The sequence below is a fragment of the Methylobacterium sp. BE186 genome (genome assembly GCF_031457035.1).
Taxonomy (GTDB): Bacteria; Pseudomonadota; Alphaproteobacteria; order Rhizobiales; family Beijerinckiaceae; genus Methylobacterium; species Methylobacterium segetis.
Map to the genome: position 1 here is coordinate 126,418 of NZ_JAVDVV010000009.1, position 24,121 is coordinate 150,538.

Below are 24,121 nucleotides of genomic sequence, written 5' to 3' on the forward strand. Positions count from 1 at the left end.
GACAGCCCATGACCCGGTTTTCCCTCCTCCCGCGACGGCTGACGGTCGACATGCCCCTGCTTCGCTTCACGGCCGGCCGGTCCCGGCAGCGGGTCCTCGGAGCGCCCCTCGCCCTTCTTGCCGCCGGACTCGCCCTCGTCCCGGTGGGGCAGGCCGATGCGCAGAGCTTCCTCGGCCGCACGGCCCCGAAGGGCCTCGTGGTGCCTCCGGAGCAGGACGCCTCCGCGCGGCCCGCTCCCGTCCCCGCCCCGATCCCGGTCGCGGGCCCGGTCGCGGCCACGCTGCGGGAGCGGCCGGCGCGCGCCGAGGTCGCCGCCGTGCAGCCGGCGGCGCCGATCCCGCAGCGGCCGCTGCCCAGCATCGGCGAGAACCTCCGCCTCGTCGGCGAGGAGAGCAGCCTGCAATGGTCGGTCTTCCTGACCGAGGCGCAGGTTCGCGAGCGGGCGCGCTTCCGGATCGGCTATCTCGCCGCCATCTCGGTCATGCCCGAATCCTCGTTCATCACCGCGACCGTCAACGACACGGTGATCGGGCGCGCCCAGATCAACGCCCCGGGCGCCGTGAAGCTGATCGAGTTCGATGTGCCCGAGGGCGTCCTGAAGCCCGGCTACAACGCGGTCCGCCTCGGTGGTGTCCAGCGCCACCGGGTGGATTGCTCGCTGCCGGCGACCTTCGAGCTGTGGACCCAGATCGATCCCTCGTGGACCGGCTTCATCCTGCCGCCCGGGACCGGGGCCGTGGCGAGCCTGCGCGACCTGCCGGCCATCCCGCCCAACGGCCAGGGCATCGTCCCGATCCGCGTCGTGCTGCCGGGACGTCCCGCCCCCGCCGGCTTCGAGCGCATCATCCGGGCGGTCCAGCAGCTCGCCCTCGTCGGGCGCTTCTCGCAGGTCGTCGTCGAGTACGGGCCGTTCCTGACGGGTCCGGCCGGCATCAACCTCGTCGTCGGGACGGCGGACGAGCTGCGGGCGGTGCCCGACCTCGACATGGGCAGCGCCGTCGGCGGCGCGCCCCTGAGCTTCCACCCGGCCAAGGAGGGACGCGCCGCGACGCTCGTCATCACCGGCGCGGACGGGGACGACCTCGACGCGGGCGTGGCCGCCCTCAAGCGCCGCGAGGGCCTCGACGCCCCCGTCGGCAGCCCGCAGGGGCTGCGCGTGCTGGCCATCGCCAAGGGCGTGCCGGTGCGCGGCGGCGACACCATCCGGCTCGACACGTTCGGCCTGCAGAACCGCGAGTTCAGCGGCCGCCTGTTCCGCTCCGGCTTCGACCTGACGCTGCCGGCCGATTTCGTACCGGCGGACTACGCGCGCATCGAGCTGGCGCTGGAGGGCGGTTACGCCCCCGGCCTCGAGGTCGGCGCGCAGATCATGGTGGACATCAACGGCCGCAACGCCGCCAGCGTCCCGCTGCCGAACACGGCCGGGGAGCGCCTGCGCGGCGAGCCGATCGCGCTGCCGCTCGATCTTTGGCGCCCCGGCCGCAACCACGTCGACGTGAAGGCGCTCCTGGCGACCGAGGCCGACCGCACCTGCGACACCGCCAACCCGAGCGACGAGCAGAAGCGCTTCCTGTTGCTCAACACCAGCACCCTGAAGGTGCCGCCCCTGGCGAGAGCTCTGCGCGTGCCGGATCTCGCCGCGACCGCGAGCAGCGGCCTGCCCTATGCCCGGTCCTCCAAGCGGCCCCGGCTCGTCGTGCCGACCCCTGACCGCGACACGATGGGCGCGGCCACGACGATCGCGGTCCAGATGGCCATCGCGGCCGACCGCGTCATCGACTTCTCCCTGAGCGCCGAGCGCCCCGCCGACCGCGATGCCCCGGCCGTCGTGGTGGCGCCTGCCCGCGCCCTCGACCCGGCCCTCCTGCGCATCATCGGCCTGGAGCCCGACCAGCTCCGGCAGATCTGGCAGAGCCGCGCGGAGCCCGCCCCGGTCCCGCCCGGGCAGGAGGCCGCGAAGCTCGCCGGCTCGCCCGGACAGACCGAGGGGATGAGCCTCGAGCGGCTGCAGAACAACGTGCCGCCGGCCTGCGCGCTGCCCGCCGCCCACGCGCGCGTCGCGGCCCTCGCCACGCAGCGCCCGCGCCCCGCAGGGTCCCGGACCCGCAACGAGGCCGCCGACATCGCGACCGCCTGGGACGCCACGCTGCGGACCGCTCCCTCGCTCACCGATCAGGTCTCGGCGATGGCGGGTCAGATCGGGGACGCCGCGCAGGCCTCGCTCCAGGACGCCGCGGCCTGGATCAAGGGGCAGATGAAGGACCCGCCCGTGGAGATCGGCTCGCGCGCGTCGCTCGTCGTCGGCCAAGGCGTCGACGGCGAGGGCCTCGGCTCCGTCGTGACCGTCTTCACGGCGCCGAATGCCGCCCTCCTCCAGGCCTCGGTGACCTGCCTCAGCAGCCCGGTCCTGTGGAGCAGATTGCAGGGCCGCATCGCGACCCTGGACGCCAACGACGGCGCGATCAGCACCTACGAGGCGAAGCGCTCCCGCCTGCTCGAGACCGAGCCGCGCAACCTCGCCAATCTGCGCCTGGTCTTCGCGGGCTGGCTGTCGATGAACCCCTCGATCTACGTCCTCGCGCTGTTCGCCGCCGCGATCGCGCTCGGCCTGAGCACGAACGCGATGCTTCGCAGTGTCGGGCGCACGAGTGCCGGCGGGCGCGGTCCGGACGGCCCCGCCCGCGACACGAACCCGGGAGAGCCCTCGTGAGCCGGACCCGATTCTGCCTCTCGCTCGCCTTCGGCCTCCTCGGCGCGCAGGCCATCGCCGAACCCGCCCCGCCCCCGCGCGACGCGGCCCCCGCCGAGGCGCGCCGCGGCGAGCCGGCGGCCGAGAACCGGAACGCGCCCGAGAGCGTCTCGCCGCTCTTCAATGCCCTCGGCAACACCTCGGCCTGGCTCGCCTACAAGGCGCGCTTCGTCACCGACCAGGGCCGGGTCGTCGACACGGGCAACGGCCAGATCAGCCACAGCGAGGGCCAGGGCTACGGGATGCTGCTCGCCGTGGCGGCCGGCGACCGCGACGCGTTCCAGCGGATCTGGAACTGGACGCGCGCCAACCTGATGGTGCGCGACGACTCGCTGCTCGCCTGGCGCTGGGAGCCGGACAAACGCCCCGGCGTCGCCGACATCAACAACGCCACGGACGGCGATATCCTCGTCGCCTGGGCCCTGGTCGAGGCCGCGGACGCCTGGTCGGACATGGGCTACCGCGTCGCGGCGCGGCGCATGGCCGTCGATATCGGCCGGCGCACGATCCTCTTCAGGGCCCCGAGCCAGCCGCTGTTGCCCGGCATGTCCGGCTTCTCGGCCGAGGACCGCGCCGACGGGCCGGTCGCGAACCTGTCCTACTGGATCTTCCCCGCCTTCCCGCGCCTCGCGACCGTGGCGGGGGAGATCGACTGGGCCGCCGTGACCCGCAGCGGGCTCGAACTCCTGGCCAAGGCGCAGTTCGGCCCCTCCAAGCTGCCGACCGAGTGGATCTCGATGCGCGACCCGGCGCCGAAGCCGGCCGCGGGCTTCCCGGCCGTCTTCTCCTACAACAGCATCCGGATCCCGCTCTACCTCGCCTGGGCGGGCATCACCGACCATCGCATCCACGCCCCCTTCTCGCAGGCCTGGGCGGCGCGCGAGCGCACGGGCCTGCCCGTCGTCGACACCGCGGACGGCCAGACGGTCGAGTGGATGCAGGAGCCCGGCTACGAGGCCCTCTCCGCGCTCGAAGCCTGCGCCGTGTCCGGCGAGGCCCTGCCGGCGAACTTCACGGCCCCGGCCAAGACCGAGAATTACTACCCGGCGACGCTGCATCTTCTCGCGCTCGTCGCGGTGCAGACGAGGTTCAAGACATGCCTTGGGCGTTAGAGCTGGCCTCCCAGCCGCGGCGCGGCGGCGCGACGCTGCTGATCCTGCTCGGGGCGAGCCTCGGCTGCGCCGGGCCGGTCGCGGCGCAGTCCCTTCCGGCGCGGCCCGGCACCTCCGTGGTGCTGCAGCCCTCCGAGCGGCGCGCGCCGGTCATCCTCGAGACGACGCCCGCGACGCCGCTCCAGACGGAGATCGTCGACGAGAGCGCCCTGCGCTACTACGCGGCGAACGGCCAGACCCAGCGCGTCCAGGCCGAGATCCGGCGCCTGCAGCGCCGGTACCCGAACTGGATTGTGCCGACGGACCTCGACACCGTGAAGCCGAGCCCGCCCGAGGAGGCGCCGCTCTGGGATCTCTTCACGGCCGGGCGCTTCGACGACCTGCGCGCCTCGATCGCCGCGCGCCGTGCGCTGGACCCCGATTGGCAGCCCTCCGAGGAGCTCGCGCGCAAGCTCGGCCGCGGCACCTTCCGCAGCGAGGTCAAGGCGGCCGCGCAGAGCGGGGCCTGGGCCGAGATCGTCGCCCGCATCGGTGCCGACCCGGACGCCATGCAGGCGCCCGACATCGACATCGCGTGGTACGTCGCCGAGGCCTACGCGCGTATCGGCCAGACCGCCGCGGCGGCGAGCGTCTACCGCGGCATCCTGGAGCGCCAGAGCGAGACCGCCCTGCGCCTCGCGACCATCCAGAAGGCGATGGCCAACCTGCCGATGGCCCAGGTCGAGACGCTGCTGGCGCTCGGGCGCGCGGCGGCGGACGGGTCGAGCGAGTTCAAGCCGATCCAGAGCGACATCACCCGCTCCCGCATCGCCGCCTTCCTGCACGGCGAGGCCGAGGTGCGCGTCCAGCCCGCCGAGCTTGCGGCCTTCGGCGAGAGCGCGCGCAGGCTCGGCGACGCCGGCCAGATCAGCATGCTCGGCTGGTACGCCCACCGGCGCCGCCAGTTCCGCGAGGCGCTGGACTGGTTCAAGGCCGCGATCGCCCGCGGCGGCGACGCCACGGTGGCGCACGGGCTCGCCCTCAGCCTGACCGAGATGGGCCAGGAGCGCGAGGCCGAGGAGGTGGCGTTCGCTTGGCGCGGTCCCTCCCTCGAGAACACCATCCTGTACATCGACCTGATGGAGCGGCGCCTGACCCAGGCGCCGGCGGTGCCCCTGGAGCCGCACCGGACCGACCGCTTCGCCAAGGTCGTGCTGGCGGCCTCCTCCGGCGAGGGCGCTCAGGCGCTCGGCTGGTACGCCTACAATTCCTGCCAGTACGAGACCGCGCTCGAGTGGTTCGAGCGCGCGGCGGCCTGGATGCCGCGCGAGCCCGTGATCCTCGGCTACGCGCTGACCCTCGCGCGCCTGAAGCGCACCCGCGAGTACCTGGAGGTCCTGAACCGCTACGACGGCCTCTTCCCGAAGGTCGTCGAGCAGGTCTTTCCCGCCGACGTGCAGACCGGCGACCCGACACCCTGCTCCGCGCGCGCCGCCGCCGCGCCCGTCATCCAGGTCGCGAGCGCGGCGGCGCCGACGCGGGTGCCCAAGCCGAGCGCCGGGCGCGCGGCCGCCGTCCAGCCGGTGGCGGTCAAGCGGACCGACTTCCCCGTCGCCGTAGCGGCCGAGAACCCGCTCCACTTCGCCGGCGGCTCGATCGCGCCCGATCCCGCCCGCGACGGCGAGTACCTGCGCCTGACCCGTCCCGCGCAGCCGCCGCTCGTGGCGCGGCGCGTCGTCGGTGTCGCGTCGATGCCCTACGAGCGCTACGGCTACACGCTCCTCCCGGGCTGGAACGGCACCGACCGGCCGAGCTTCCAGATCGGCAGCGGCTCCCCGCCCGTCGGCACCCTGGCCCAGGCCGAGGCGGCCGCCGAGCCCCGGGCGGGCGCGCAGCGTCCGGCCTCCCGAGGCGAGGCCGACCGGTTCGGCGCCTTCGACGTCAACCCCGCCGGCGCGCGGCCGGACACCCGCTCCCTGGGACCATGATGACCGACCTCCGCTCCCCCGCCGCCCGGGCCCGGCGCCTGACCCGGATGGGCCTCTCGTTGGCCCTCCTCTGCCTCGCGCTGCCGGCCTGCACCGCGACCCAGGGCCGGCAGAGCGCGGGCCGCGCGATGCCGGACGGGTTCTTCAGCGCGCTCGACACGCGCCCGCCCGCGAAGAGCGGCCCGCTGGTGTCGCTGCCGCGCAGCGGCGCGGTCACGAACGTCGACGAGACCACCTACGCCAACGGCCGCCGGCAGCGGATCTCCCTCGAAGGCCCGAACTCCCGGAGCCGGATCGAGATCATGCTCCGGACCGGCGGGCGCGGCGGCCTGCCCATGGACAAGCCCACCCGCGCCGGGATCGCCGGGGAACTCGCGCAGCTCGCCTCCGAGGGGAGCTACCGCATCGTCCGGCGGCCGATCCGCAATCGCTACGGTCAGTTCGGCGTCGCCCTGAGCGCCCGCTGCGCCTATGCCTGGCAATGGATCGACAACCTGCGCGGCCAGGATCGCGGGCTCGACTGGACCGGCGGCGAGGTTGCCGCGTCCCTGCGCGTCGAGCATTGCCAGCGCGGCCCGACGACCCCGGAGGCGCTCCTCGCCGACCTCGAGCGCCTGTCCATCCGGACGGGTTCCGGTCAGGAGCCGGCCCCCTGGTCCCCGCGTCCCCGCCGACGGATCGTGCGGGCAGCCGAGCCGCAGGAGCCTGCCCCGGCCCCGGTCCCAGCCCCGGCGGCGATCCCGCCGCTGCCGGCGCCCGCGCCGGTCGCCATCAACAGCAGCCGGACCCTCGTCACGGCCGCGCCGCAGCGGCCTCCGCAATACCTCTCCGGCGAGGCGGCGCGGCCCCAGGCCGGCGCTGCGGCGGGAGAGGTCGGCCAGAGCTTCGCCGTGCCGCGGCCGAGCGGCCAGGGGGGCGCCTCCCTCGATCAGCCGCGCTTCCTCAGCGAGCGCGTGGCGACGGCCCCCGCCGACCGCCGGGCGGGCGAGACCGCGGCGCCTCCGCCGCCGGTTCCGGTCCGCGCACCGCAGCCGGAGCGCCTCTCGGCCGACGTCCCGGCCCAGGCCTATCGCGGGCCGGTGCCCCCGCCCTTCGGCTGGTAGCGGCGGCGCACGCCCGCCGCCAGCGGTCCGCAGGGCCTCAGATCACCCAGTCGAACGAGCCGGCGGTCGCGTGACCGGCGGCCTGGAAGCCGAAGCTGATCTCCTGACCGGGATCGAGGTGATGGTTCCAGGTCGCGCTGTGGATCACGTACTCGCCGTTCGTGTGGCTCACGATCTCGGCGTTCCAGATATTGGTGATCTCCAGCGGCGTCTTCAGCTTGATCGTCCAGTCGTCGAGCGCGGCCGTGCCGGTGTTCTTGAGCGCGGTGCTGGTGACGACGCCGGTGCCCCAGTCGTTGACCACCGTGGTCTTGGGCAGGAGCGTCGGCGCACCGGCCGCCGGCGGGGTGCCCGTCGACGGCGTGCCTGTCGACGGCGTGCCCGTGGAGGGGGGAATGGCCGGCGTGCTCACGCCGCCGTCGTCGTTGACGATCGTGGCGGTGGCGGTGCCGTGGCCGAGATCCGCGTTGCTCGGCGCCGAGAGGGCGAACTGGAAGGTCTCGTTCGCCTCGGCGGCCGCGTCGCCCTTCACCATGACCGTGACGGTCTTGGTGGTCTCGCCCGGCGCGAAGGTGAGCGTGCCCTTGGTCGCCGTGAAGTCGCTCGCGTCTGCCGTGCCGGGCAGAGTCGTGTAGTCGACGCTGACCGCCGTCGCGGCCGCCGCCGACAAGCTCACCGTGAAGGTCGCGCTCGTCGTCCCGTCGACGGTCGTCGTCCCGCCGTCGCCGCTGAAGTGGAACATCAGCGGCTGCAGGCTCGACACCTTGTCGGTCTGCACGCTGGTCCAGTCGTCCTTGAGTATGCCCCCGGTATCGCCGGAATTCGGGTTCCACGACCACCAAGTCCAGCTCACCCCCTGCTGGCCGGCCGCGATGTCGCGTGTGCCGTTGGCGTCCCAGTCGCCCGACAAGTAGGATTGGAGCTTCGACAGCCAGGCGACGTCCTTCGGATCGGTGAGCTTGCTTCCGAACTCGCCGAGATAGACGGGGGCGATGTTCTCGCGGGCGATGTAGCCCCACATCTGGTCGAACTTCGCCGGCAGGTTGTTTGGGAAGCTCGGATCGTTGAACCAGGGCTGCCCGTAGATCGAGTTCGGGTAATCGTGCGCCGAGTAGACGAGGTGGCCCGGGCTGCTGAGCTGGATGGGACGGTCCTTGACCCCCATCAGGTTGCCGCCCCACCAGTAGAAATTGTTCTGGTAGGAGGCGACGCCCTCGACGAAGATCAGCCAGTTCGGGTTTGCGGCGAGGACGGCGTTGCCGGCCCGCTCGGCCGCCGCCGCCCAGTCGGCGGCCCCGCCTCCGCCCCAGGTGCCGTTGTAGGGCTCGTTGTGCAGGTCGGCGCCGATGACGGTGCTGTTGCCGGCGAAGTGCTTCGCCAGCATGCTCCAGTTGCTGATCCAGTTCTGCTCGCTGTAGGTGCCGTTGTACCACAGGCCGTTCTCGGAGGCGCCGGCCCCGGCGCTGGAGCGGTGGTGGTCGAGGATGATCTTCAGGCCGAGCTGGCCGGCGGCGCTCACGATCTTGTCCATGATCTGCAGGCCGGACAGGCCCGCCAGATCCGGGTTCTTTCCGTAGTCGATGCCGTTCGGCGTGCTCGCCGCGTCGAAGAGCTGGTCGGAGAAGGGTAGCCGGATGGTGTTGAACCCGAGGTCCACCATCTGCTGCATCATATCCTTGTAATTGCGGACGTTCAGCCCGTCCGGGGCGTAGCGGCCCGATTCCATGCCGAACCAGTTCACGCCGGCGATCTTCACGGTGTGGCCGGCCGCGTCGAGGATCTGGCTGCCCTGCGTGTGGAAGTAGCCGCTGCCGAGGCCGGTGCCGCCCGTCGAGGTGACCACCGGGTTGCCCTCGACGATGGAGATGTCGGCGACGCTGAGCGTCGGCCGGGGCGCGTCATCGTCCGTGATGGTGGCGGTGGCCTGCGCCCTCGCGAGGGTCGCCCCGGTCGGCTGCAGCAGGTTGAGCCTGAAGGCCTCGCTTCCCTCGCTCAGCGCGTCGCCCGTCACCGGGACCACGACCGTCTTGACGGTCTCGCCGGGCGCGAAGGTGAGCCTCCCGGAGGTCGCCGCGTAGTCCGAGCCCGCGAGCGCGGTTCCGTCCTGCGTCTGGTAGCCCACCGTGACGCTGGCGGTGCTCGCAGCCGACAGGGTGAGCGTGAAGACGGCGTTGGTGGTCCCGCCCGTCCCCTCCCTCAGGGTGATGTCGGACACGCCGATCGAGGGCATCGGCGGCGGCGCGGCGTCGTCGTTGACGATGGTGGCGATGCCGGCCGCCTTCGCGATCGTCGCCTTCGTCGCGCCCGACAGGTTGATCCGGAAGGTCTCGTTGCCCTCCAGCACCGTGTCGCCGATCACCGGCACGCTGATCGTCTTGCTGGTCTCGCCGGGGGCGAAGGTGAGCGTGCCGCTCGTTGCCGTGTAGTCCGCCCCGGCCGTCGCCGTCCCGTCGGCGCTCGAATACGCGACGGTGATCGGCTCCTTCGAGGCCGCGCTGAGCGAGACCTTGAAGCTCGCGGGCGCCGTGCCCGTGTTGCCCTCGGCGATGGAGATGTCACCGATCGTGACGGTGGGGGGCGGCGCCGGGGCACCCGTCCCCACCGCCTCGCCGTTCACGACGAAGCCTGTCGGCGGAGGCGCGGTGCCCTGGGAGGCGGCCTGGAAGCCGAAACTCACCGATCCGTTCGGCGCGATCGTGCTGTTCCAGCCGGCGTCGCGGACCACGTAGCGGGTGCCGACATGGCTGACGATGACCCCGTTCCAGAGGTTCGTGATCTCGAAGGGTGCATCGAACTCGACGAGCCAGCCATTCGTCCCGGTCGGCGCAGTATTCTTCACCGAGACTGAACCGATGAAACCCGCGTTCCAGCTGCTGCTGACGCTGAAATCCACGCCGTACGTCATAGCCCCACCCTTCGCTATGAGAGCAAACCCGTCGATGGCCGGCGCCTTTCAACGGGTCGGGCGTCGAAGTCCAGGCGTAATTTGACGGAATTTTGATGGTTTGCGGTCTTCTCAGGTGTTCTGAGCCGATCAGCTTGCGCGAGTACGGTCGAGCCGGGACGACAGCAGGCATCGAAAACAGATGAGAGCCGCGGCGATCCTCGGCATAAAGTACGTATCTTTGTCGTAATGAGAATTCTCAAGACGGCAAATACCGCGATCATACGAAGTATATCATAATCCGAGGGCTTCGCCCAACAAGACGTTGTATCTGCGCATCCGATTTCTTCGGCGCTTCATAATGCCGGCACCACTTGCAATACTATCGCGTGACGGGGAATATTTACGGTGGGCATCCATGCGCGTCCCGGCATGCGCGAACGATCGGAAACGTACGAAGCCTCTGGCCTGTCGGGGGGCGGCGATGCGAACCACGAACGGAGGTGCTGCCGACGGCATGAAGGACAGACGCGCTGCAACGCCTACCGAAACGCGATGTCCGCTTTGCGGGGCCTGATACCCGGAAGCCGCTGTTCCGCCTTCGGCCAAGCTCGGTCGTTTCGAGCTGATCAGATTGCCGACAAGCAGACCTTCCGAAGGGCCGAGAAAGACCGAAAGCGGCCGCAAGCGTGAGGTTGCACCACCTGCGAGCAGCCTTCCGAACCAGCATCTCACTCGAAAACCCGATCCGCGCCGACCAGCAGATCCCGCGCGCTCGGCGGCACCGGAAATCCGTATCCGTCGCCGGGCTTCTCCCAGACGAGGCGGCCCTCGGCATGGTGCGGGCTCCGGTGAAGCGCGAACCCGACCCGCTGGAGCGCGAGGTTCAGCGCCTGGACCGCGTCGACGCCGCCCGCAAAGCCGTGGTGCGTGCCGTCCGGCCAGCCGATGGCGTAGCGGCAGATCCAGCCGCCATCCTCCAATTCCGGCTGGTAGAGGCGCACCGCCACGTCCTCGGTCGAGACGGGCCCGAGCAGGCGCAGGATCCGGGTGGCAATGAGCATCGGTGCGCTCCTCTTCGAAATCGGGATCCGACGTCTCGGTCGAGAATGGCCCAACGGCAGGCCGCCCTCCACCTCTCCCGTTCGGGAGAGGTCGAGTCCGCGGGACGCGGACCGGGTGAGGGGTGCGACCTCTCCGGATGACGCGCACCCCTCATCCCAGCCCTCTCCCGAACGGGGAGGGGGCGCGGCGCGCCTCGCTCGCCCGTGCCCTCCTGCCCGTGTCCTCCTGCCCGTGTCCTCCCGCGCCATCCCCTGCTAAACCCCCTCGCGATGCCCCACACCGTCGCCGCCCTCTACCGGTTCACGCCGCTCCCCGATGCCGATGCCCTCGTCGCGCCGCTCCAGGCGCTCTGCGAGTCCCTGGCGCTCACCGGCACGCTGCTCCTCGCCCGCGAGGGGATCAACGGCACGGTCGCGGGTGAGGCGGCCGCCATCGACGCCTTCCTGAGCGAGTTGCGCGCCGGCCCGCTCCTCGGCGGGAGGCTCGACGGGCTCGAATGCAAGCTGTCGCGGGCGGACAGCCCGCCCTTCCGGCGCATGAAGGTGAAGCTGAAGCCTGAGATCGTCACCTTCGATGCCGGCGCCACCGACCCGACCGGCGACGTCGGCGCCCCCGTCGCGCCGGAGGATTGGAACGCGCTCCTCGACCGCCCGGGCCTGCGCCTCGTCGACACCCGCAACCGGTTCGAGGTGGCGCTCGGCACCTTTCCCGGCGCGGAGGATCCGGGCCTGACCCGCTTTGCCGATTTCCGCGCCTATGCCGACGGGCTCGACCCCGCGGAGGAGCCCGAGATCGCCCTGTTCTGCACCGGCGGCATCCGCTGCGAGAAGGCCGGCGCCTACCTGAGGGCGCGGGGCTTCCGGAACGTCCATCTCCTCCAGGGCGGCATCCTGAGATACCTCGAGACCGTGCCCGAGGCCGAGAGCCGCTGGCGGGGGGATTGCTTCGTCTTCGACGGCCGCATCGCCCTCGGCCACGGCCTCGAGGAACACGGCGACCACCCGGCCGAGGCGCTGGGATCCTTCGCGGAGGCCAAACGATGAGCGACGACGGCGCCCGCATCGACCGGCTGGAGATACGCCTCACCGAGCAGGACCAGGCGATCGAGGATCTGAACCGCACGATCACCGAGCAGTGGCGGATCATCGACCGGCTGACGCGGCAGGTCGCCGTGCTCACCGAGCACGTCGAGGAGGCGGCCGGGCGCACCGATCCCCGCACCCCCGAGCCGCCCCCGCCGCATTACTGAACGGATCTGCGTACGCGATTTGTTCTTGACAGAATTCCTAAAGTCTGCTTTCAATCCCGCATCTGCCGCCGCCGAGCAGGGGGCCTTCCCGGTGGCCGACCGGGCGGGCCTGGGCGGCAGGGCGGTCCCGCGCCGGTGGTTTCGGTCGCCATCGTCCCGGGCACGCTCGCGACGCAGGGTCGGCGGTTCGGGCTCACGCCCGGCCGGCGGCCCTGAGGGAACCGGTGCCGGGCACCACTACGAGGCCCGGTGCGGCGACAGAGGTCCGATCGGGGTCCGCCGACATACGCGGCCCGAAGCCGGAGTCGACGCGCGTGTAGCAAGAACCGCGACGCGAAGACGGCCTCAAGGCCCGCGAGGGCGAGAGGCCGTGGGACGCCGGGGGATCGGCATCCGCAGCGCAACACCAATCTCGGGTCCCGCGGCGTCCCGCGTCCCCTTCCTCGATCCCGACGTTCCCGGCGCGATGCTCCGGGGCGACGATGAGGCCTGCGCGCGTCCGCCGGCCGGATCTCAGGCGCCCGCCTGGGTCACGAACTTCGTGACGAGGTAGCCCTCCAGGGCCTCGGCGCCGCCCTCGCTGCCGTAGCCCGAATCCTTCACGCCCCCGAAGGGGGTCTCGGGCACCGCGAGGCCGTGATGGTTGATGCCGAGCATGCCGCTCTCGATCCGCGCGGCGACCTTGGCGGCGCGCGCGGCCGAGCGGGTGTAGGCGTAGGCCGCGAGCCCGTAGGGCAGGCGGTTCGCTTCCTGCAACGCCGCCTCGTCGTCCGAGAAACGCTGCACGGCGGCCACCGGGCCGAACGGCTCCTCGTTCATCAGGCGCGCCGAGAGCGGCACGTCGGTCAGCACGGTCGGCTCGAAGAAATTGCCGCGGTTGCCGATGCGCTTGCCGCCCGTGCGGAGCGTTGCCCCCTGCGCCGTGGCGTCGGCGACGAGGCTCTCCATCGCCTCGAGGCGGCGGCCGTGGATCAGCGGCCCCATCCGCGTCTCGGGGGCGAGCCCGTCGCCGACCGTCAGCCCCTCGGCGAAGGCCGTGAACCCGTCGAGGAAGCGGTCGAACACGCTCTCGTGGACGAGGAAGCGGGTCGGCGCCACGCAGACCTGGCCCGCATTGCGGAACTTGTTGGTGCCGAGCACCGAGACCGCCTTCTCGACGTCGGCATCCTCGAACACGATCGCCGGGGCGTGGCCGCCGAGCTCCATCGTCACCCGCTTCATGTGGCGGCCGGCGAGCGCGGCGAGTTCCTTGCCCACCGCCGTCGAGCCCGTGAACGAGATCTTCCGGATGACGGGGTGCGGGATCAGGTAGGCGGAGATCGCGGCTGGGTCCCCGTAGACGAGGGAGAGCGCGTCGCCCGGCACCCCGGCATCGAGATAGGCCCGGACGAGCGCGGCGCAGGAGGCCGGCGTGTCCTCGGGGCCCTTCAGGATCACCGAGCAGCCGGTGCACAGAGCCGCCGCGATCTTGCGCACGGCCTGGTTGAGCGGGAAGTTCCAGGGCGTGAAGCAGGCGACAGGGCCGATCGGCTCGCGCAGGACGAGCTGCATCACGCCCTCCTGGCGGGCCGGGATCACCCGGCCGTAGGTGCGCTTGCCCTCTTCCGCGAACCAGTCGGTGACGTCGGCGGCGACCTGCGTCTCGAGGCGGGCCTCGGCCAGCGGCTTGCCCTGCTCCAGCGTCATGGTGCGGGCGATGTCCTCGGCCCGCTCCCGCAGGAGGTCGGCGGCGCGCCGCAGGACCTTGGCGCGCTCGATCGGCGCCACCTTGCGCCACGCCGCGAAGCCCCGCTCGGCCGCCTCGAGCGCCTCGTCGAGGTCGGCCCGGCTCGCCACGGCGTGCTGGCCCAGCGTCTCGCCGGTCGCAGGGTTCAGGACGGGCCGCCGCTCGTCCCCCGATCCGCCCCGCCAGCGCCCCGCGATGTGGAGTTCGACGTCCGCGTAACCGCCCATGGCGACCCACCCTGCTCGGCCGGCCAGCCTGCCGGCAGGGGTCTTTTAGGCGTCCGGTCCGAGGGGGCCAAGCCTCCGGAGAGCGGAGCCTCAGGCGGCGATCATCTCCGGGAGCGCCTCCGGCCCCTCGGCGAGGGTGATCTCGCCGCGCCGGGCCCGGAGCGTCCCGCCCTTCGGCACCACGCGCCAGCCCTCGCGGCTTCCGTCGATGGGCTCGGAGACGACGACGAGGCCGGTCTCGCTCTGGCGATAGTAGAGGCTCGGCGGGCGCCCGTCGCAGGCCCAGCGATAGGCGGTGAGCCACTCGCCGTCGGTCAGGAGCGCGGTGAAGCGCAGGGGCTCGCCGATGCCGGCGCCGCGCATCAGGCCGCGCACCGTCATGAGCGTCTCGGCCATGGCGCCGATCGGGTCGTCCTCCAGGCCGTTGGCGAGCGCCAGGAGGAAGATCGCCTCGGAATCCGTGGTGCCCCGGCGCCCGTCGTAGAGCGCGTCGGGGATCAGGGCCTCCAGCCGCCGCTTGATGCGGTGGTAGCCGCCGATCTGCCCGTTATGCATGAACATGTGCCGGCCGTGCACGAAGGGATGGCAGTTCGCCCGGCTGGTGACGGTGCCGGTGGCGGCGCGGACATGGGCGAAGAAGGTCCTCGCTCGCACCTGGCGGCAGAGATTCACGAGGTTCTCGTCGGACCAGGCCGGGGAGACGTCGCGGTAGAGGCCGGGCTCGGGCCGCTCGCCGTACCAGCCGATGCCGAAGCCGTCGCCGTTCGTCTCGGTCTTCGCCTCGGCCGCGTGCAGCGACTGGTGCACGAGCGAATGCGTCGGCGCGCAGACCAAGTCGGACAGGAATTCCGGTTCACCGCTATAGGCGAGGAAGCGGCACATGGCGACGAACACCCCCTGACGAACGCGTGGGACGGGCTCCCGGTCCGGGCTCGCGGACAGCCAAGCAAGCGCCGTTCCGTTTCGGCCCCCACGTTCACACAACCGTAACATTCAGTCCGTTGCGGTGAACAGATCGTTAATGCACCGCAGCATCGAGCCCGGTGAGGCTCGCGCGCAACGGGGGCCGCAGCAGGGCGCGGGGATGGCATCCGAGAGGCTTCGGCGCGTGCCGCCCGCGCTCCGTGTAAAATTGGACATTGCGACGGAAATAATCCCGACTCTTGCCCGTTGATCGAGGTCGGCGCAGCATGGGCGGATGGGAATCAGCAGCCCAGTCGTGGCCTGCGCGTGTCCCGAGGCATCACAACAACCTGAGAAGAGGAGGCTTCATGGGCCAAGCTCTGCCCCCATGCCCCGTCGCCCTCGTGGTGGAGGACGATACGGCCGTGCGCGATCTCGCCGCCGCCGTCCTGGAGGAGACCGATCTCGACGTCATCGCCTGCGAGAGCGCGGAGGCGGCGATCTCCGTGCTGGAGCGGTCGGACCTCACCGTCGCCCTGCTCTTCGCCGACGTGCGCCTGCCGGGCCGCATGGACGGGATCTCGCTCGCCCGCACGGTCGAGAGCCGCTGGCCGGAGGTCCGCGTCATCGTCACCTCGGGCTACGACGAGGGCCGCAACGCCCGCCTGCCGTCCGGCGCCGTGTTCATGCAGAAGCCGTGGCGGGCCCTCGACGTGCTGGTCCAGGCCGAGCGGGCGACCGACGCCGCACGGGCGGCCTGACCGGACGGCGGGCGGCCCAACGAAAAGGCCCGCGCCGCAGGGCGGCCGGGCCTCGTCGGGAGATGGGTTCGGGAGATGGGTCCGGTCGGGCCGCCGTGACGGCCCGGGCCGGAGATCAGGCGGTCGCGGCGCCCGGGCTCTGCTGCTGCGGAGCGGCGCTCGTGGAGGGCAGACCCGGGCGGCGCGGGCCGCCGGCACCGAAGCGGGGCTTCGGCTTCGGGGCCGCGATCAGGCCCTCGCGGATCGCGGTCTTGCGCGCCTGCTTGCGCGCGCGGCGGACGGCCTCGGCCTTCTCCCGTGCCTTGCGCACGGAGGGCTTCTCGTAGGCCTTGCGCTGCTTCATCTCGCGGAAGATGCCTTCACGCTGCATCTTCTTCTTGAGAACGCGGAGCGCCTGATCGACGTTGTTGTCGCGAACGAGTACCTGCAACGGTCTTGATCCTCTAGAGCATCTGTTTTCGGGCGGCGCCGACGTCGAGGTTCCGGTCTCGCTGAGAAACCGACAAACGCCCCTGTCCCGGGTGGCACCCGGGAGGGACGTCGATCGAACGGACTCGAATCGGCGCGTAAATTCACACCTGACCCGATCCCATACACGAAGCGTCCGCGACTTCCAACCGGGCAGGCGGCGTCCGGTGCGGATGGCGGCGCGCTGCCCGGCCGGCGCGGCAGCGCTGCCACAGAGGCCCGCTCAGCTGTGCGACTGGATGAAGTTGCGCACCAGCGGGTAGGTCTGGGCCTCCCATTTCCGGCCCGAGAAGACCCCGTAATGGCCGACGCCGGCCTGGAGGTGATGGCTCTTCATGTGGGGCGCGAGGCCGGTGCAGAGGTCGTGGGCGGCCATGGTCTGGCCGACCGCGCAGATATCGTCGCGCTCGCCCTCGACCGTCATCAGCGCCGTGCGCCGGATGGCGCGCATGTCGATCGGCGTGCCCCGGTAGGTGAGCTCGTTCTTGGCGAGGGTGTAGTCCTGGAAGACCATCTGCACGGTCTCGAGGTAGAATTCGGCCGCGAGGTCGAGCACCGCGAAATACTCGTCGTAGAAGGTCTCGATCGCCTGCGCCTTGTCGGCCTCGCCGTTGGCGAGGTGCCAGAACAGGTCCGCGTGGCCCTGCATGTGGCGCTTGGCGTTCATCGACACGAAGGCCGAGACCTGCACGAAGCCGGGATAGACCCGGCGGCCCGCGCCCTTGTGGCGGCGCGGCACGGTCGAGATCAGGTTCTTCTCGAACCAGTCGATCGGCTTCGAGATGGCGAGCTGGTTCACGGCCGTGGGGCTGATCCGGCAATCGACCGGGCCGGCCATCAGGGTCATCGAGCGGGGCGCGGCCGCGTTCTTGGCCTGTGCCATCACGGCGGCGGCGGCGAGCGCCTGCACCGCGGGCTGGCAGACGGCCACGATGTGCGAACCCTCGCCCATCGTCTCCAGGAACTGGACGAGGTGGTCCACGTAATCGTCGAAGCCGAAGCGGCCGGCCGAGACGGGCACGTCCCGGGCGTTGTGCCAGTCCGTGATGTAGACGTCGTGGTCCGGCAGCAGGGTGCGCACGGTGCCCCTGAGGAGGGTCGCGAAGTGGCCGGAGAGCGGGGCCACCACCAGCACCTTCGGCTGGGGCGCGTCGATGTCCTTGCGGAAGCGCAGCAGCGTGCCGAAGGGCGTGGCCGCGACCGGCTCCTCGATCACCGGAACGTCCCGGTTGCCGACCCGGACACCGGAGATTCCGAAGGCGGGCCGCGCGAAGGTCAGGCCGGCGCGCATCATCATGCGGGCACCGGCCGCCCACCACGTCGCCGGCTCGCGGTGGCCGGCCCGGGTCCAGGGCGAGACCGCATCGTGCAGCACGCGGCCCCAGGCGCGGGTCTGTTCCGCGAGGTCGGCCTGCACCTCGAACGCATCGTACAGCATGGGGCGGGCTCTCATGCGTGATCGTCCCTCGGAGAGGGACGTCACGGCCGTGGAGGAGGGCAGCCACGCCACTGTGCGCTGCATGTTCATTGCGCGCTAAGGATTAGCCGGGCGCAGATTGGCCGCAACCGGCAAAAAGTACGAAGCCGCAGGCTGTTGTTCCGCTGCATCACCGCGAAGCGTTTGCATGAGATATGCCAGCCGGCCGGCCCGCGCGGATCGCGCCGCCCCTCGAAGGGCATCCGGAGCCGGGCGTGAGCGCGGCACGAGTCTTGATTCGGTTCGCCCGAGGGAAAAATACCTCCGAGGGGGAAACACGATGGGCGCGGCGACGCTGACGATCTCAAGCCGGAACTACTCGTCCTGGTCGTTGCGCGGCTGGCTGGTCTGTCGCATGGCCGGCCTCGATTTCGAGACCGAGGTCCTGTCGGGGTCCGACGCCTCGACGCGGGCGGAGCTCCTGCACCTCTCGCCCTCCTTCCTCGTGCCGCGCCTGTCCCACGGCCGCGTGGCGGTGTGGGACACGCTCGCCATCGCGCAGTACCTCACCGAGCTCTACCCGGATGCCGGCTTCCTGCCGAAGGACGTGGCCGCCCGCGCCCATTGCCTCTCCATCGCCGGCGAGATGCATGGCGGGTTCATCAACCTGCGCTCGGCGCTGCCGATGAACCTCAAGGCGCACCATCCGAACTTCAAGATCTTCAACGGCGCCCGGGGCGACATCGAGCGGGTAGTGGCGATCTTCGACGAGTGCCTCACCCAGTACGAGGGTCCCTACCTCTTCGGCGAGGCGCCCACGCTCGCCGACGCCATGTACGCGCCGGTCTGCACGCGCTTCCGGACCTACGACGTGGCGTTGCCCCCTCGCGTCAACGCCTATCGCGACACCATCCTGTCCTGGCCCCTCATGGTCGAGTGGACCGAGGCCGCCCTGAACGAGCCCGAGGAGATCGAGGAACTCGACATGGAGTTCTGAAGGGAGCTCTGAGGATCTCCGGCCCGCTCAGGCCTGGAAATCGGTGGGCAGGGCGGAGCCTTGCGCGCCGCCGCTGCCGAGGCCGCCGGCGGAGCCCCCGGACCTCCGGCCCTGCGAAGTCTGCAACTCATGCGTCTTGCGGCGCAGATCGGTTTCGCGGCGTGTCGCCCTCGGCGGGGGGACACGAGGGGAAACAGGATTGCACGGCCCGGTGCGAAGCCCGGCCCGGATTCACTCGGCCGCGAGGGGCGGGGCGGCGGGCGGGGCGGCCGGCACACCCTGCGCCCCGGCGGGAAGCTCCAACCGCGCGCAGAGGCCGCCCTCGGGCCGGTTGGCGAGGCTGAGGCGGCCCCGATGCGCCTCGGCGATGGCGAGGACGATGGAGAGGCCGAGGCCGAAGCCGCTCGCCTCGTTGAGATTGCGCGCCCGGTCGCCCCGCACGAAGGGCTGGAGCATGGCCTCGCGCTCCGCCTCCGGGATGCCGGGTCCCTCGTCGCAGACCTCGACCGAGGCGCCGCGGGGTCCGCTGTCCATCCGCAGCACGGCCGAGCCGCCGTACTTCACCGCGTTCTCGACGAGGTTCGTCAGCGCCCGCTGCAATTCGTCGGGTCGGCCGCGCACGAGGACGTGGCGGGGATTCTCGACCCGGACGTCGGCGCCGATGTCGCTGAACCCGTCGCAGACCGTCTGGACCACGGAGGCGAGGTCGATGAGCACCATCTGGCCGGCCTCGCCGCCCTGCCCGTCGCGGACGTAGGAGAGGGCGGCCTCGACGAGGCCGTTCATCTGGTCGAGGTCGCGCAGCGTCATCGTCCGGGCGTGCTCGTCCTCAATGAACTCCGCCCGCAGCCGCAGGCGGGTGATCGGCGTGCGCAGGTCGTGGCTGATCGCGGCCAGCATCTGGGTGCGGTCGTCGATCAGGCGGCGGACGCGCTCGCGCATCCGCTCCAGGGCGCGGGAGACGGCCAGCACCTCCTCCGGCCCCCGGCGGGGCAGCGCGACGATGTCGGTGCGGGCGCCGAAGGCCTCCGCCGCGACGGCGAGCCGCGCGAGCGGCGCCGTCAGCGCCCGGGCCGCCCAGACGCAGAGGAGGGCGAGGGTGAGCCCGAGGAAGACCACGGTGAAGATGATGGCGCCCTGGCGCGGCGAGCGCAGCGCCTCGTCCGGCAGGCTCGCCAGGAAGACGGCGCCCGAGGGCGTGACGAGGCCGAGCCGCAGCGCGTCGCGCCGCGCCTCCTTCGGTGCCAGATCGACGACGGCGAGGGGGCGGCCGAACCCGTCGCGCAGCCGCCCGACGATCGGGTGATCGTCGAGATCCTCGGCGCCCGCGGCCGGCGCATTCCCGTCCCAGGGCGCGATCCGGAGGTTCGGCAGGGAGCGGGCGGCGTTGCGCAGCAGCGCGTCGCGCTCGCCCGGCTCGGCCGCGTCGAGAAGGCGGGCGACGGTGGCGAGGCGGTTGGCCGCCACGCCGGGATGGTCGTCTGGCCGCCAGGGCTCGCGCAGCAGGACGAAGGCGAGGGTGGCGACCACATGCGCGACGGCGATCGCCGCGACGACGAGGAGGGCGATCTGCCCCGCGACGCTGCGCGGGCGCAGGCGCGCCATCAGGCGCGTCAGCCGGGCCGGTGCGGTCATGACCGGGTCACCTCCGGGGTGAACAGGTAGCCCCCGGACCGGATGGTACGGATGATCTCGGGATTGCGCGAATCCTGCTCGATCTTCTGGCGGATCCGGCTGATCAGCACGTCGATGCTGCGCTCGAACGGGCCGGCGGCGCGCCCCTGCGTCAGGTCGAGGAGCTGGTCGCGGGAGAGCACCCGGCCCGGCCTCAGGCAGAGGGCGTGGAGGAGGTCGAACTCGGCCCCCGTGATGGCGATGCGCGCGCCCTCCGGGCTCAGCACCTGGCGGAGCGAGACGTCGAGGGTCCAGCCGGCGAAATGGAGGCGGCGCGCCCCGTCGTCGCCCGCGGCCTCGGTGGAGACGCCCCGCCGCAGGACCGCGCGGATGCGGGCGAGGAGTTCGCGCGGGTTGAAGGGCTTGGCGAGGTAGTCGTCGGCGCCGAGCTCCAGCCCGACGATCCGGTCGATCTCCTCCGATTTCGCCGTCAGCATCAGGATCGGGATCGACGAGGCGCGCCGCAAGCGCCGGCAGAGGCTGAGGCCGTCCTCGCCGGGCAGCATCAGGTCGAGGACGATGAGGTCGACCCGCGCGTCGGACAGGACGCGGTCCATCTCGCGGCCGTCGCCGGCGAGGCTGACGCGGCACTCGTTGGCGCGCAGGTAGCGGGCGACGAGGGCGCTGATCTCGCGGTCGTCCTCGACGAGGAGGATGTGGGGTGTCGGATTCGTCGTCATCGGCCGGTTCGGCTAGCCAGTCTCGGCGGCCTTTATGCCTTGCCGGTTCGAGCATTCGGAACGGGGTCCGGGTCCCAAAATTGTAACCGGCTGTTTCCCGCGGCCGCCCGGGTGCTGCGCCCGCTGTGGAAAGCGCCGCCGCGGGCCGGTGCCCGATTGCCGCCGAGTCCGCGGATTCCTATGTCCCGACGCGGCGGCGAAATGCTTCGGCGCCGGACCATCCGCGCAGCCAACGGGCGCGTGCCGCGCTGTGGCATCGCTCGATCCCGGGAGACGGACGATGCAGACCCCCAACCGCCTGTTCGACGATTTCGCCCGCCTCATGACCGACGCGGCCGGCGCCGCGCAGGGCGTGCGCCGCGAGGCGGAGAGCGTCGTCAAGGCGCAGTTCGAGCGGCTGATCCGCGACATGGACATCGCCTCGCGCGAGGAGGTCGACGTGCTGCGCGACCTCGTCACGACCCTGCGCGCCCAGAATGACGGGCTCGCCGCGCGCGTGGCCGCGCTCGAGGCCAAGCTCGGCCCCGAGGTGGGCGCGGGCACCACCGAGTCAGTCTGACGCAGGGGCCTCGCGGCTCCGGCAAGGATGCCGGCAAGAGCGCCCCGAGAACCTGTCCACCGGCGAGCGCTTGTGCACAGGAAGCAGCGGTGGATAGGCCCTTTCCTGTTCACCGGCCGCGATGCCCGCTTTGAAACGCGAGTCCGGCGCGGTCTATAGTCAGGGACGCACTGATTCGCCTGATTCGCCGAAGACCATGAACGCCTAAGCTTTCGCCGCCCTGCGCTGAACCTTGTCCGTTCGGCTCTCACCTTGTCGCGGCGCGCTTGGTCGCTCCGGTTTCTTGTCCTCACCCTGTCGCTGCGGCCCCTGCGGGCCGGCAGCCCGGATCGCCATGACCCAGCTCCACGTCGACACCGAAGATCACGACCGGCTCGAGCACCCGCTCGACGTGGTGGAGCGCCTCGCTTCCCTGCGCGACTGGATCTTCGACCGGGCCGAGACGGACGAGATGTCGGTCACCGTCTCGGGCCGCTGGACGGAATACCACGTGGCCTTCACCTGGATCGAGGACATGGAGGCCCTGCACGTCGCCTGCGCCTTCGACCTCAAGGTCCCGGAGCGGCGGCGCAACGAGGTGCTGAAGCTCGTCTCCCTCGTCAACGAGCAGCTCTGGATCGGCCATTTCGACCTGTGGTCGACGGACAACGTGGTGATGTTCCGCCACGCGCTCCTGCTCGCCGGCGGCGTCGCGCCGACGCATCCGCAATGCGGCATGATGCTGAAATCGGCCGTCGAGGCCTGCGAGCGCTACTTCCAGGCCTTCCAGTTCGTGCTCTGGGCCGGCAAGCCGGCGCGGGAAGCCCTCGACGCGGTGCTGTTCGAGACCGAGGGCGAAGCGTAGAGTCGCTCGGCCATGCCCGACACGGTCGCAAGCCTGCCCGCCTCCCTGACCCTCGTGGGAGCGGGCAAGATGGGGGGCGCCATGCTGGCGGGGTGGCTCGCCGGCGGACTGGATCCCCGGCGCACCACGGTCGTCGAGCCCGCACCCTCGCCCGAACTCGCCGCTCTCTGCGCCGCCCGCGGCCTCGCCCTCAACCCGGCCGAGCCGCAGGTGCAGGAGGCGCTCGTCCTCGCGGTCAAGCCGCAGGGCCTCGCGGCCGCGGCTCCCGCGCTGGGGCCCCTCGTCGGTCCGGACACGCTCGTCGTCTCGATCCTCGCCGGCAAGACCATCGCCGACCTGAAGGCACGGCTGCCGGGCGCCCGCGCGGTCGTGCGCGCCATGCCGAACCTGCCGGCCAGCATCGGGCGGGGGGCGACCGGCGCCGCCGCGAGCCCGGAAGTGACGCCCCGCCAACAGGAATGCGCCGACGCCCTGCTGCGGGCCGCCGGCCTCGTCGAGTGGCTCGACGACGAGGGGCTGATCGACGCGGTGACGGCCGTCTCCGGCTCCGGCCCCGCCTACGTCTTCCTGCTGGCCGAGGCGCTGGCGGAAGCCGGCATCGCAGCGGGCCTGCCGCCCGGGATCGCGGGCCGGCTCGCCCGGGCCACGGTCTCGGGCTCGGGCGCCCTCCTCGATGCGGAGGCGACCGAGGCGGCCGAGCTGCGGCGCAACGTGACCTCCCCCGGCGGCACCACCGCGGCGGCCCTCGAGGTGCTGATGCGCGCCGACGGGATGCCCGCGCTCCTGCGGGAGGCGGTCGCCGCGGCGAAGAGCCGGGCCGGCGAACTCGCCGGCTGAGCGGGCCGCCCCGCGGCGTTTTTTCTTCCTCCTCCGGGGTCCCCATCGGGAAACGGCGCTTACATAGAGGGCGAGGCCGACGAGGAGCGGGACGCGATGGAGAAGTCCGGAAGCCCGAAGGGCAGGAGCACGAGGGCGGCGAAGGCTGCCGGGCCGGAAGCCGAGGCGCCGAAGCTCCCGCCCCGCGAGGCCGCCGTCCAGGCTCTGATGCGGCTGGCTGCCGAGCAGCCCTGGAACGACATCGAACTCGGCGACATCGCCCGGGAGGCGGATCTCAGTCTCGCCGAGATGCGCGATCTCTTCCCCTCCAAGGGCGCCGTGCTCGGCGGCCTCTCCCGCCTGATCGACCGGACGGTGCTGGAGGGCGACACCTCCGACCTCGCGGACGAGCCCGCGCGCGAGCGCCTGTTCGACGTGCTGATGCGCCGTCTCGACGCCATGACCCCCTACAAGCCGGCCCTTCGCCGGATCTCGTACGCGCTCCGCGGCGACCCGCTCGCGATGATCGCGCTCAACGGCGTCGCCCTCAACTCGCACCGCTACATGCTGGCGGCTGCGGGCATCGACACGGAAGGCCCCCTCGGGCGCCTCAAGCTGCAGGGCACGGTGATCGCCTTCTCCCGCGTGGTCGAGACCTGGCTCGACGACGACGACCCGTCGCTCGCCCGCACCATGGCCCGGCTCGACCGCGAGATCCGCAACGGCGAGCGCGTGATGGAGCGCGCCGAGGATCTGCGCCGGCTCTCGGCGCCGCTGCGCGCGCTCGGCCGCTCGTTCCTCGAGCGCCGTCCCCGCCGCAGCACGCGCGACGCCCGCAACGAGGATGACGGCAACCCGCTCGGGGGCGACCCCGCCGCGGCGATCTGAGCCGTTCCGCGGGCGGGGAAGGGGGAACAGG

At 71.8% G+C, this 24,121-nt stretch carries 20 protein-coding genes; 12 read left to right on the forward strand and 8 right to left on the reverse strand.

Annotated elements, in window-relative coordinates:
- Window positions 1-50: 50 nt before the first annotated feature.
- From J2X36_RS12270 to bcsN, 4 genes are read left to right on the forward strand one after another with little or no spacing between them, the layout of a single operon-like run.
- A complete protein-coding gene (locus J2X36_RS12270; protein ID WP_310349987.1) occupies window positions 51-2,711 on the forward strand; it encodes a cellulose biosynthesis cyclic di-GMP-binding regulatory protein BcsB in 2,661 nt (886 codons plus the stop codon).
- Window positions 2,708-3,862 (forward strand): glycosyl hydrolase family 8, encoded by a 1,155-nt coding sequence (locus tag J2X36_RS12275; protein WP_310349989.1) that lies wholly within the window; start codon window positions 2,708-2,710, stop codon window positions 3,860-3,862. The genes J2X36_RS12270 and J2X36_RS12275 overlap by 4 nt, the downstream gene beginning before the upstream one ends.
- Window positions 3,847-5,829 carry a hypothetical protein gene (locus tag J2X36_RS12280; protein ID WP_310349991.1) on the forward strand — a complete coding sequence of 661 codons (1,983 nt, stop codon included), beginning with the start codon at window positions 3,847-3,849 and terminating at the stop codon, window positions 5,827-5,829. Before J2X36_RS12275 ends, J2X36_RS12280 begins: the two co-directional genes overlap by 16 nt.
- Window positions 5,826-6,932, forward strand: coding sequence for a cellulose biosynthesis protein BcsN (gene bcsN / locus J2X36_RS12285; protein ID WP_310349993.1), 1,107 nt, complete (start codon window positions 5,826-5,828; stop codon window positions 6,930-6,932). Before J2X36_RS12280 ends, bcsN begins: the two co-directional genes overlap by 4 nt.
- 37 nt (window positions 6,933-6,969) lie before the next feature.
- On the opposite strand, the gene J2X36_RS12290 is transcribed toward bcsN, so the two are convergent.
- Together J2X36_RS12290 and J2X36_RS12295 are read right to left on the reverse strand one after the other, a co-directional pair.
- Complete coding sequence (locus J2X36_RS12290) at window positions 6,970-9,837, reverse strand: Calx-beta domain-containing protein (protein WP_310349995.1); 2,868 nt, start codon at window positions 9,835-9,837, stop codon at window positions 6,970-6,972.
- A 710-nt stretch (window positions 9,838-10,547) separates the two neighbouring features.
- On the reverse strand, window positions 10,548-10,880 hold the full coding sequence (locus tag J2X36_RS12295) for a DUF6968 family protein (RefSeq protein ID WP_310349996.1): 333 nt from the start codon (window positions 10,878-10,880) through the stop codon (window positions 10,548-10,550).
- Between the two features lie 270 nt (window positions 10,881-11,150).
- On the opposite strand from J2X36_RS12295, the gene J2X36_RS12300 reads away from it, so the two are divergent.
- Together J2X36_RS12300 and J2X36_RS12305 are read left to right on the forward strand one after the other, a co-directional pair.
- Window positions 11,151-11,924 (forward strand): rhodanese-like domain-containing protein, encoded by a 774-nt coding sequence (locus J2X36_RS12300; RefSeq protein WP_310349998.1) that lies wholly within the window; start codon window positions 11,151-11,153, stop codon window positions 11,922-11,924.
- The gene (locus J2X36_RS12305; RefSeq protein WP_310349999.1) at window positions 11,921-12,130 is read left to right on the forward strand and encodes a SlyX family protein; all 210 of its coding nucleotides are present in this window, start codon (window positions 11,921-11,923) and stop codon (window positions 12,128-12,130) included. Before J2X36_RS12300 ends, J2X36_RS12305 begins: the two co-directional genes overlap by 4 nt.
- A 513-nt stretch (window positions 12,131-12,643) precedes the next feature.
- Here the strand turns inward: J2X36_RS12305 and J2X36_RS12310 are convergent.
- Entirely contained in the window at window positions 12,644-14,083 is a 1,440-nt protein-coding gene (locus J2X36_RS12310; protein WP_132251742.1) for an NAD-dependent succinate-semialdehyde dehydrogenase, read from the reverse strand.
- 90 nt (window positions 14,084-14,173) lie between these two features.
- Window positions 14,174-14,965, reverse strand: a complete 792-nt coding sequence (locus J2X36_RS12315; RefSeq protein ID WP_310350003.1) for a class II glutamine amidotransferase — start codon at window positions 14,963-14,965, stop codon at window positions 14,174-14,176.
- Window positions 14,966-15,354: 389 nt separating this feature from the next.
- Here J2X36_RS12315 and J2X36_RS12320 point away from each other — a divergent pair, with 389 nt between their 5' ends.
- The gene (locus tag J2X36_RS12320; protein ID WP_132251746.1) at window positions 15,355-15,747 is read left to right on the forward strand and encodes a response regulator; all 393 of its coding nucleotides are present in this window, start codon (window positions 15,355-15,357) and stop codon (window positions 15,745-15,747) included.
- 115 nt (window positions 15,748-15,862) lie between these two features.
- Here J2X36_RS12320 and rpsU read toward each other — a convergent pair whose 3' ends face one another.
- Together rpsU and J2X36_RS12330 are read right to left on the reverse strand one after the other, a co-directional pair.
- Window positions 15,863-16,177: a 30S ribosomal protein S21 gene (rpsU, locus tag J2X36_RS12325; protein ID WP_310350005.1), complete on the reverse strand. Its 315-nt coding sequence runs from the start codon at window positions 16,175-16,177 to the stop codon at window positions 15,863-15,865.
- A gap of 261 nt (window positions 16,178-16,438) precedes the next feature.
- Window positions 16,439-17,653, reverse strand: coding sequence for a polyhydroxyalkanoate depolymerase (locus J2X36_RS12330; RefSeq protein WP_310350007.1), 1,215 nt, complete (start codon window positions 17,651-17,653; stop codon window positions 16,439-16,441).
- Window positions 17,654-17,972: 319 nt separating this feature from the next.
- Here J2X36_RS12330 and J2X36_RS12335 point away from each other — a divergent pair, with 319 nt between their 5' ends.
- Window positions 17,973-18,629: a glutathione S-transferase family protein gene (locus J2X36_RS12335; protein WP_310350009.1), complete on the forward strand. Its 657-nt coding sequence runs from the start codon at window positions 17,973-17,975 to the stop codon at window positions 18,627-18,629.
- 231 nt (window positions 18,630-18,860) lie between these two features.
- On the opposite strand, the gene J2X36_RS12340 is transcribed toward J2X36_RS12335, so the two are convergent.
- Window positions 18,861-20,264 (reverse strand): ATP-binding protein, encoded by a 1,404-nt coding sequence (locus J2X36_RS12340; protein WP_310350011.1) that lies wholly within the window; start codon window positions 20,262-20,264, stop codon window positions 18,861-18,863.
- The gene (locus J2X36_RS12345; RefSeq protein WP_132251756.1) at window positions 20,261-20,983 is read right to left on the reverse strand and encodes a response regulator; all 723 of its coding nucleotides are present in this window, start codon (window positions 20,981-20,983) and stop codon (window positions 20,261-20,263) included. The genes J2X36_RS12340 and J2X36_RS12345 overlap by 4 nt, the downstream gene beginning before the upstream one ends.
- A 280-nt stretch (window positions 20,984-21,263) precedes the next feature.
- Between J2X36_RS12345 and J2X36_RS12350 the strand changes: the two genes are divergently transcribed.
- From J2X36_RS12350 to J2X36_RS12365, 4 genes are all read left to right on the forward strand, one after another.
- Window positions 21,264-21,542 (forward strand): accessory factor UbiK family protein, encoded by a 279-nt coding sequence (locus J2X36_RS12350; RefSeq protein WP_132251758.1) that lies wholly within the window; start codon window positions 21,264-21,266, stop codon window positions 21,540-21,542.
- 334 nt (window positions 21,543-21,876) lie between these two features.
- Window positions 21,877-22,386 carry a YbjN domain-containing protein gene (locus J2X36_RS12355; protein ID WP_132251760.1) on the forward strand — a complete coding sequence of 170 codons (510 nt, stop codon included), beginning with the start codon at window positions 21,877-21,879 and terminating at the stop codon, window positions 22,384-22,386.
- Between the two features lie 12 nt (window positions 22,387-22,398).
- Window positions 22,399-23,223 (forward strand): pyrroline-5-carboxylate reductase, encoded by an 825-nt coding sequence (gene proC / locus J2X36_RS12360; protein WP_310350014.1) that lies wholly within the window; start codon window positions 22,399-22,401, stop codon window positions 23,221-23,223.
- 96 nt (window positions 23,224-23,319) lie between these two features.
- A complete protein-coding gene (locus J2X36_RS12365; protein ID WP_132251764.1) occupies window positions 23,320-24,090 on the forward strand; it encodes a TetR/AcrR family transcriptional regulator in 771 nt (256 codons plus the stop codon).
- Window positions 24,091-24,121 lie beyond the last annotated feature (31 nt).

Bases quoted from the DNA above. Each gene is read 5' to 3' on its own strand.
- J2X36_RS12270 (WP_310349987.1), top strand. From the start codon at position 51: ATGCCCCTGCTTCGCTTCACGGCCGGCCGGTCCCGGCAGCGGGTCCTC.
- J2X36_RS12280 (WP_310349991.1), top strand. From the start codon at position 3,847: ATGCCTTGGGCGTTAGAGCTGGCCTCCCAGCCGCGGCGCGGCGGCGCG.
- bcsN (WP_310349993.1), top strand. From the start codon at position 5,826: ATGATGACCGACCTCCGCTCCCCCGCCGCCCGGGCCCGGCGCCTGACC.
- J2X36_RS12290 (WP_310349995.1), bottom strand. From the start codon at position 9,837: ATGACGTACGGCGTGGATTTCAGCGTCAGCAGCAGCTGGAACGCGGGT.
- J2X36_RS12295 (WP_310349996.1), bottom strand. From the start codon at position 10,880: ATGCTCATTGCCACCCGGATCCTGCGCCTGCTCGGGCCCGTCTCGACC.
- J2X36_RS12300 (WP_310349998.1), top strand. From the start codon at position 11,151: ATGCCCCACACCGTCGCCGCCCTCTACCGGTTCACGCCGCTCCCCGAT.
- J2X36_RS12305 (WP_310349999.1), top strand. From the start codon at position 11,921: ATGAGCGACGACGGCGCCCGCATCGACCGGCTGGAGATACGCCTCACC.
- J2X36_RS12310 (WP_132251742.1), bottom strand. From the start codon at position 14,083: ATGGGCGGTTACGCGGACGTCGAACTCCACATCGCGGGGCGCTGGCGG.
- J2X36_RS12315 (WP_310350003.1), bottom strand. From the start codon at position 14,965: ATGTGCCGCTTCCTCGCCTATAGCGGTGAACCGGAATTCCTGTCCGAC.
- J2X36_RS12320 (WP_132251746.1), top strand. From the start codon at position 15,355: ATGGGCCAAGCTCTGCCCCCATGCCCCGTCGCCCTCGTGGTGGAGGAC.
- J2X36_RS12330 (WP_310350007.1), bottom strand. From the start codon at position 17,653: ATGCTGTACGATGCGTTCGAGGTGCAGGCCGACCTCGCGGAACAGACC.
- J2X36_RS12335 (WP_310350009.1), top strand. From the start codon at position 17,973: ATGGGCGCGGCGACGCTGACGATCTCAAGCCGGAACTACTCGTCCTGG.
- J2X36_RS12340 (WP_310350011.1), bottom strand. From the start codon at position 20,264: ATGACCGCACCGGCCCGGCTGACGCGCCTGATGGCGCGCCTGCGCCCG.
- J2X36_RS12345 (WP_132251756.1), bottom strand. From the start codon at position 20,983: ATGACGACGAATCCGACACCCCACATCCTCCTCGTCGAGGACGACCGC.
- J2X36_RS12350 (WP_132251758.1), top strand. From the start codon at position 21,264: ATGCAGACCCCCAACCGCCTGTTCGACGATTTCGCCCGCCTCATGACC.
- J2X36_RS12355 (WP_132251760.1), top strand. From the start codon at position 21,877: ATGACCCAGCTCCACGTCGACACCGAAGATCACGACCGGCTCGAGCAC.
- proC (WP_310350014.1), top strand. From the start codon at position 22,399: ATGCCCGACACGGTCGCAAGCCTGCCCGCCTCCCTGACCCTCGTGGGA.
- J2X36_RS12365 (WP_132251764.1), top strand. From the start codon at position 23,320: ATGGAGAAGTCCGGAAGCCCGAAGGGCAGGAGCACGAGGGCGGCGAAG.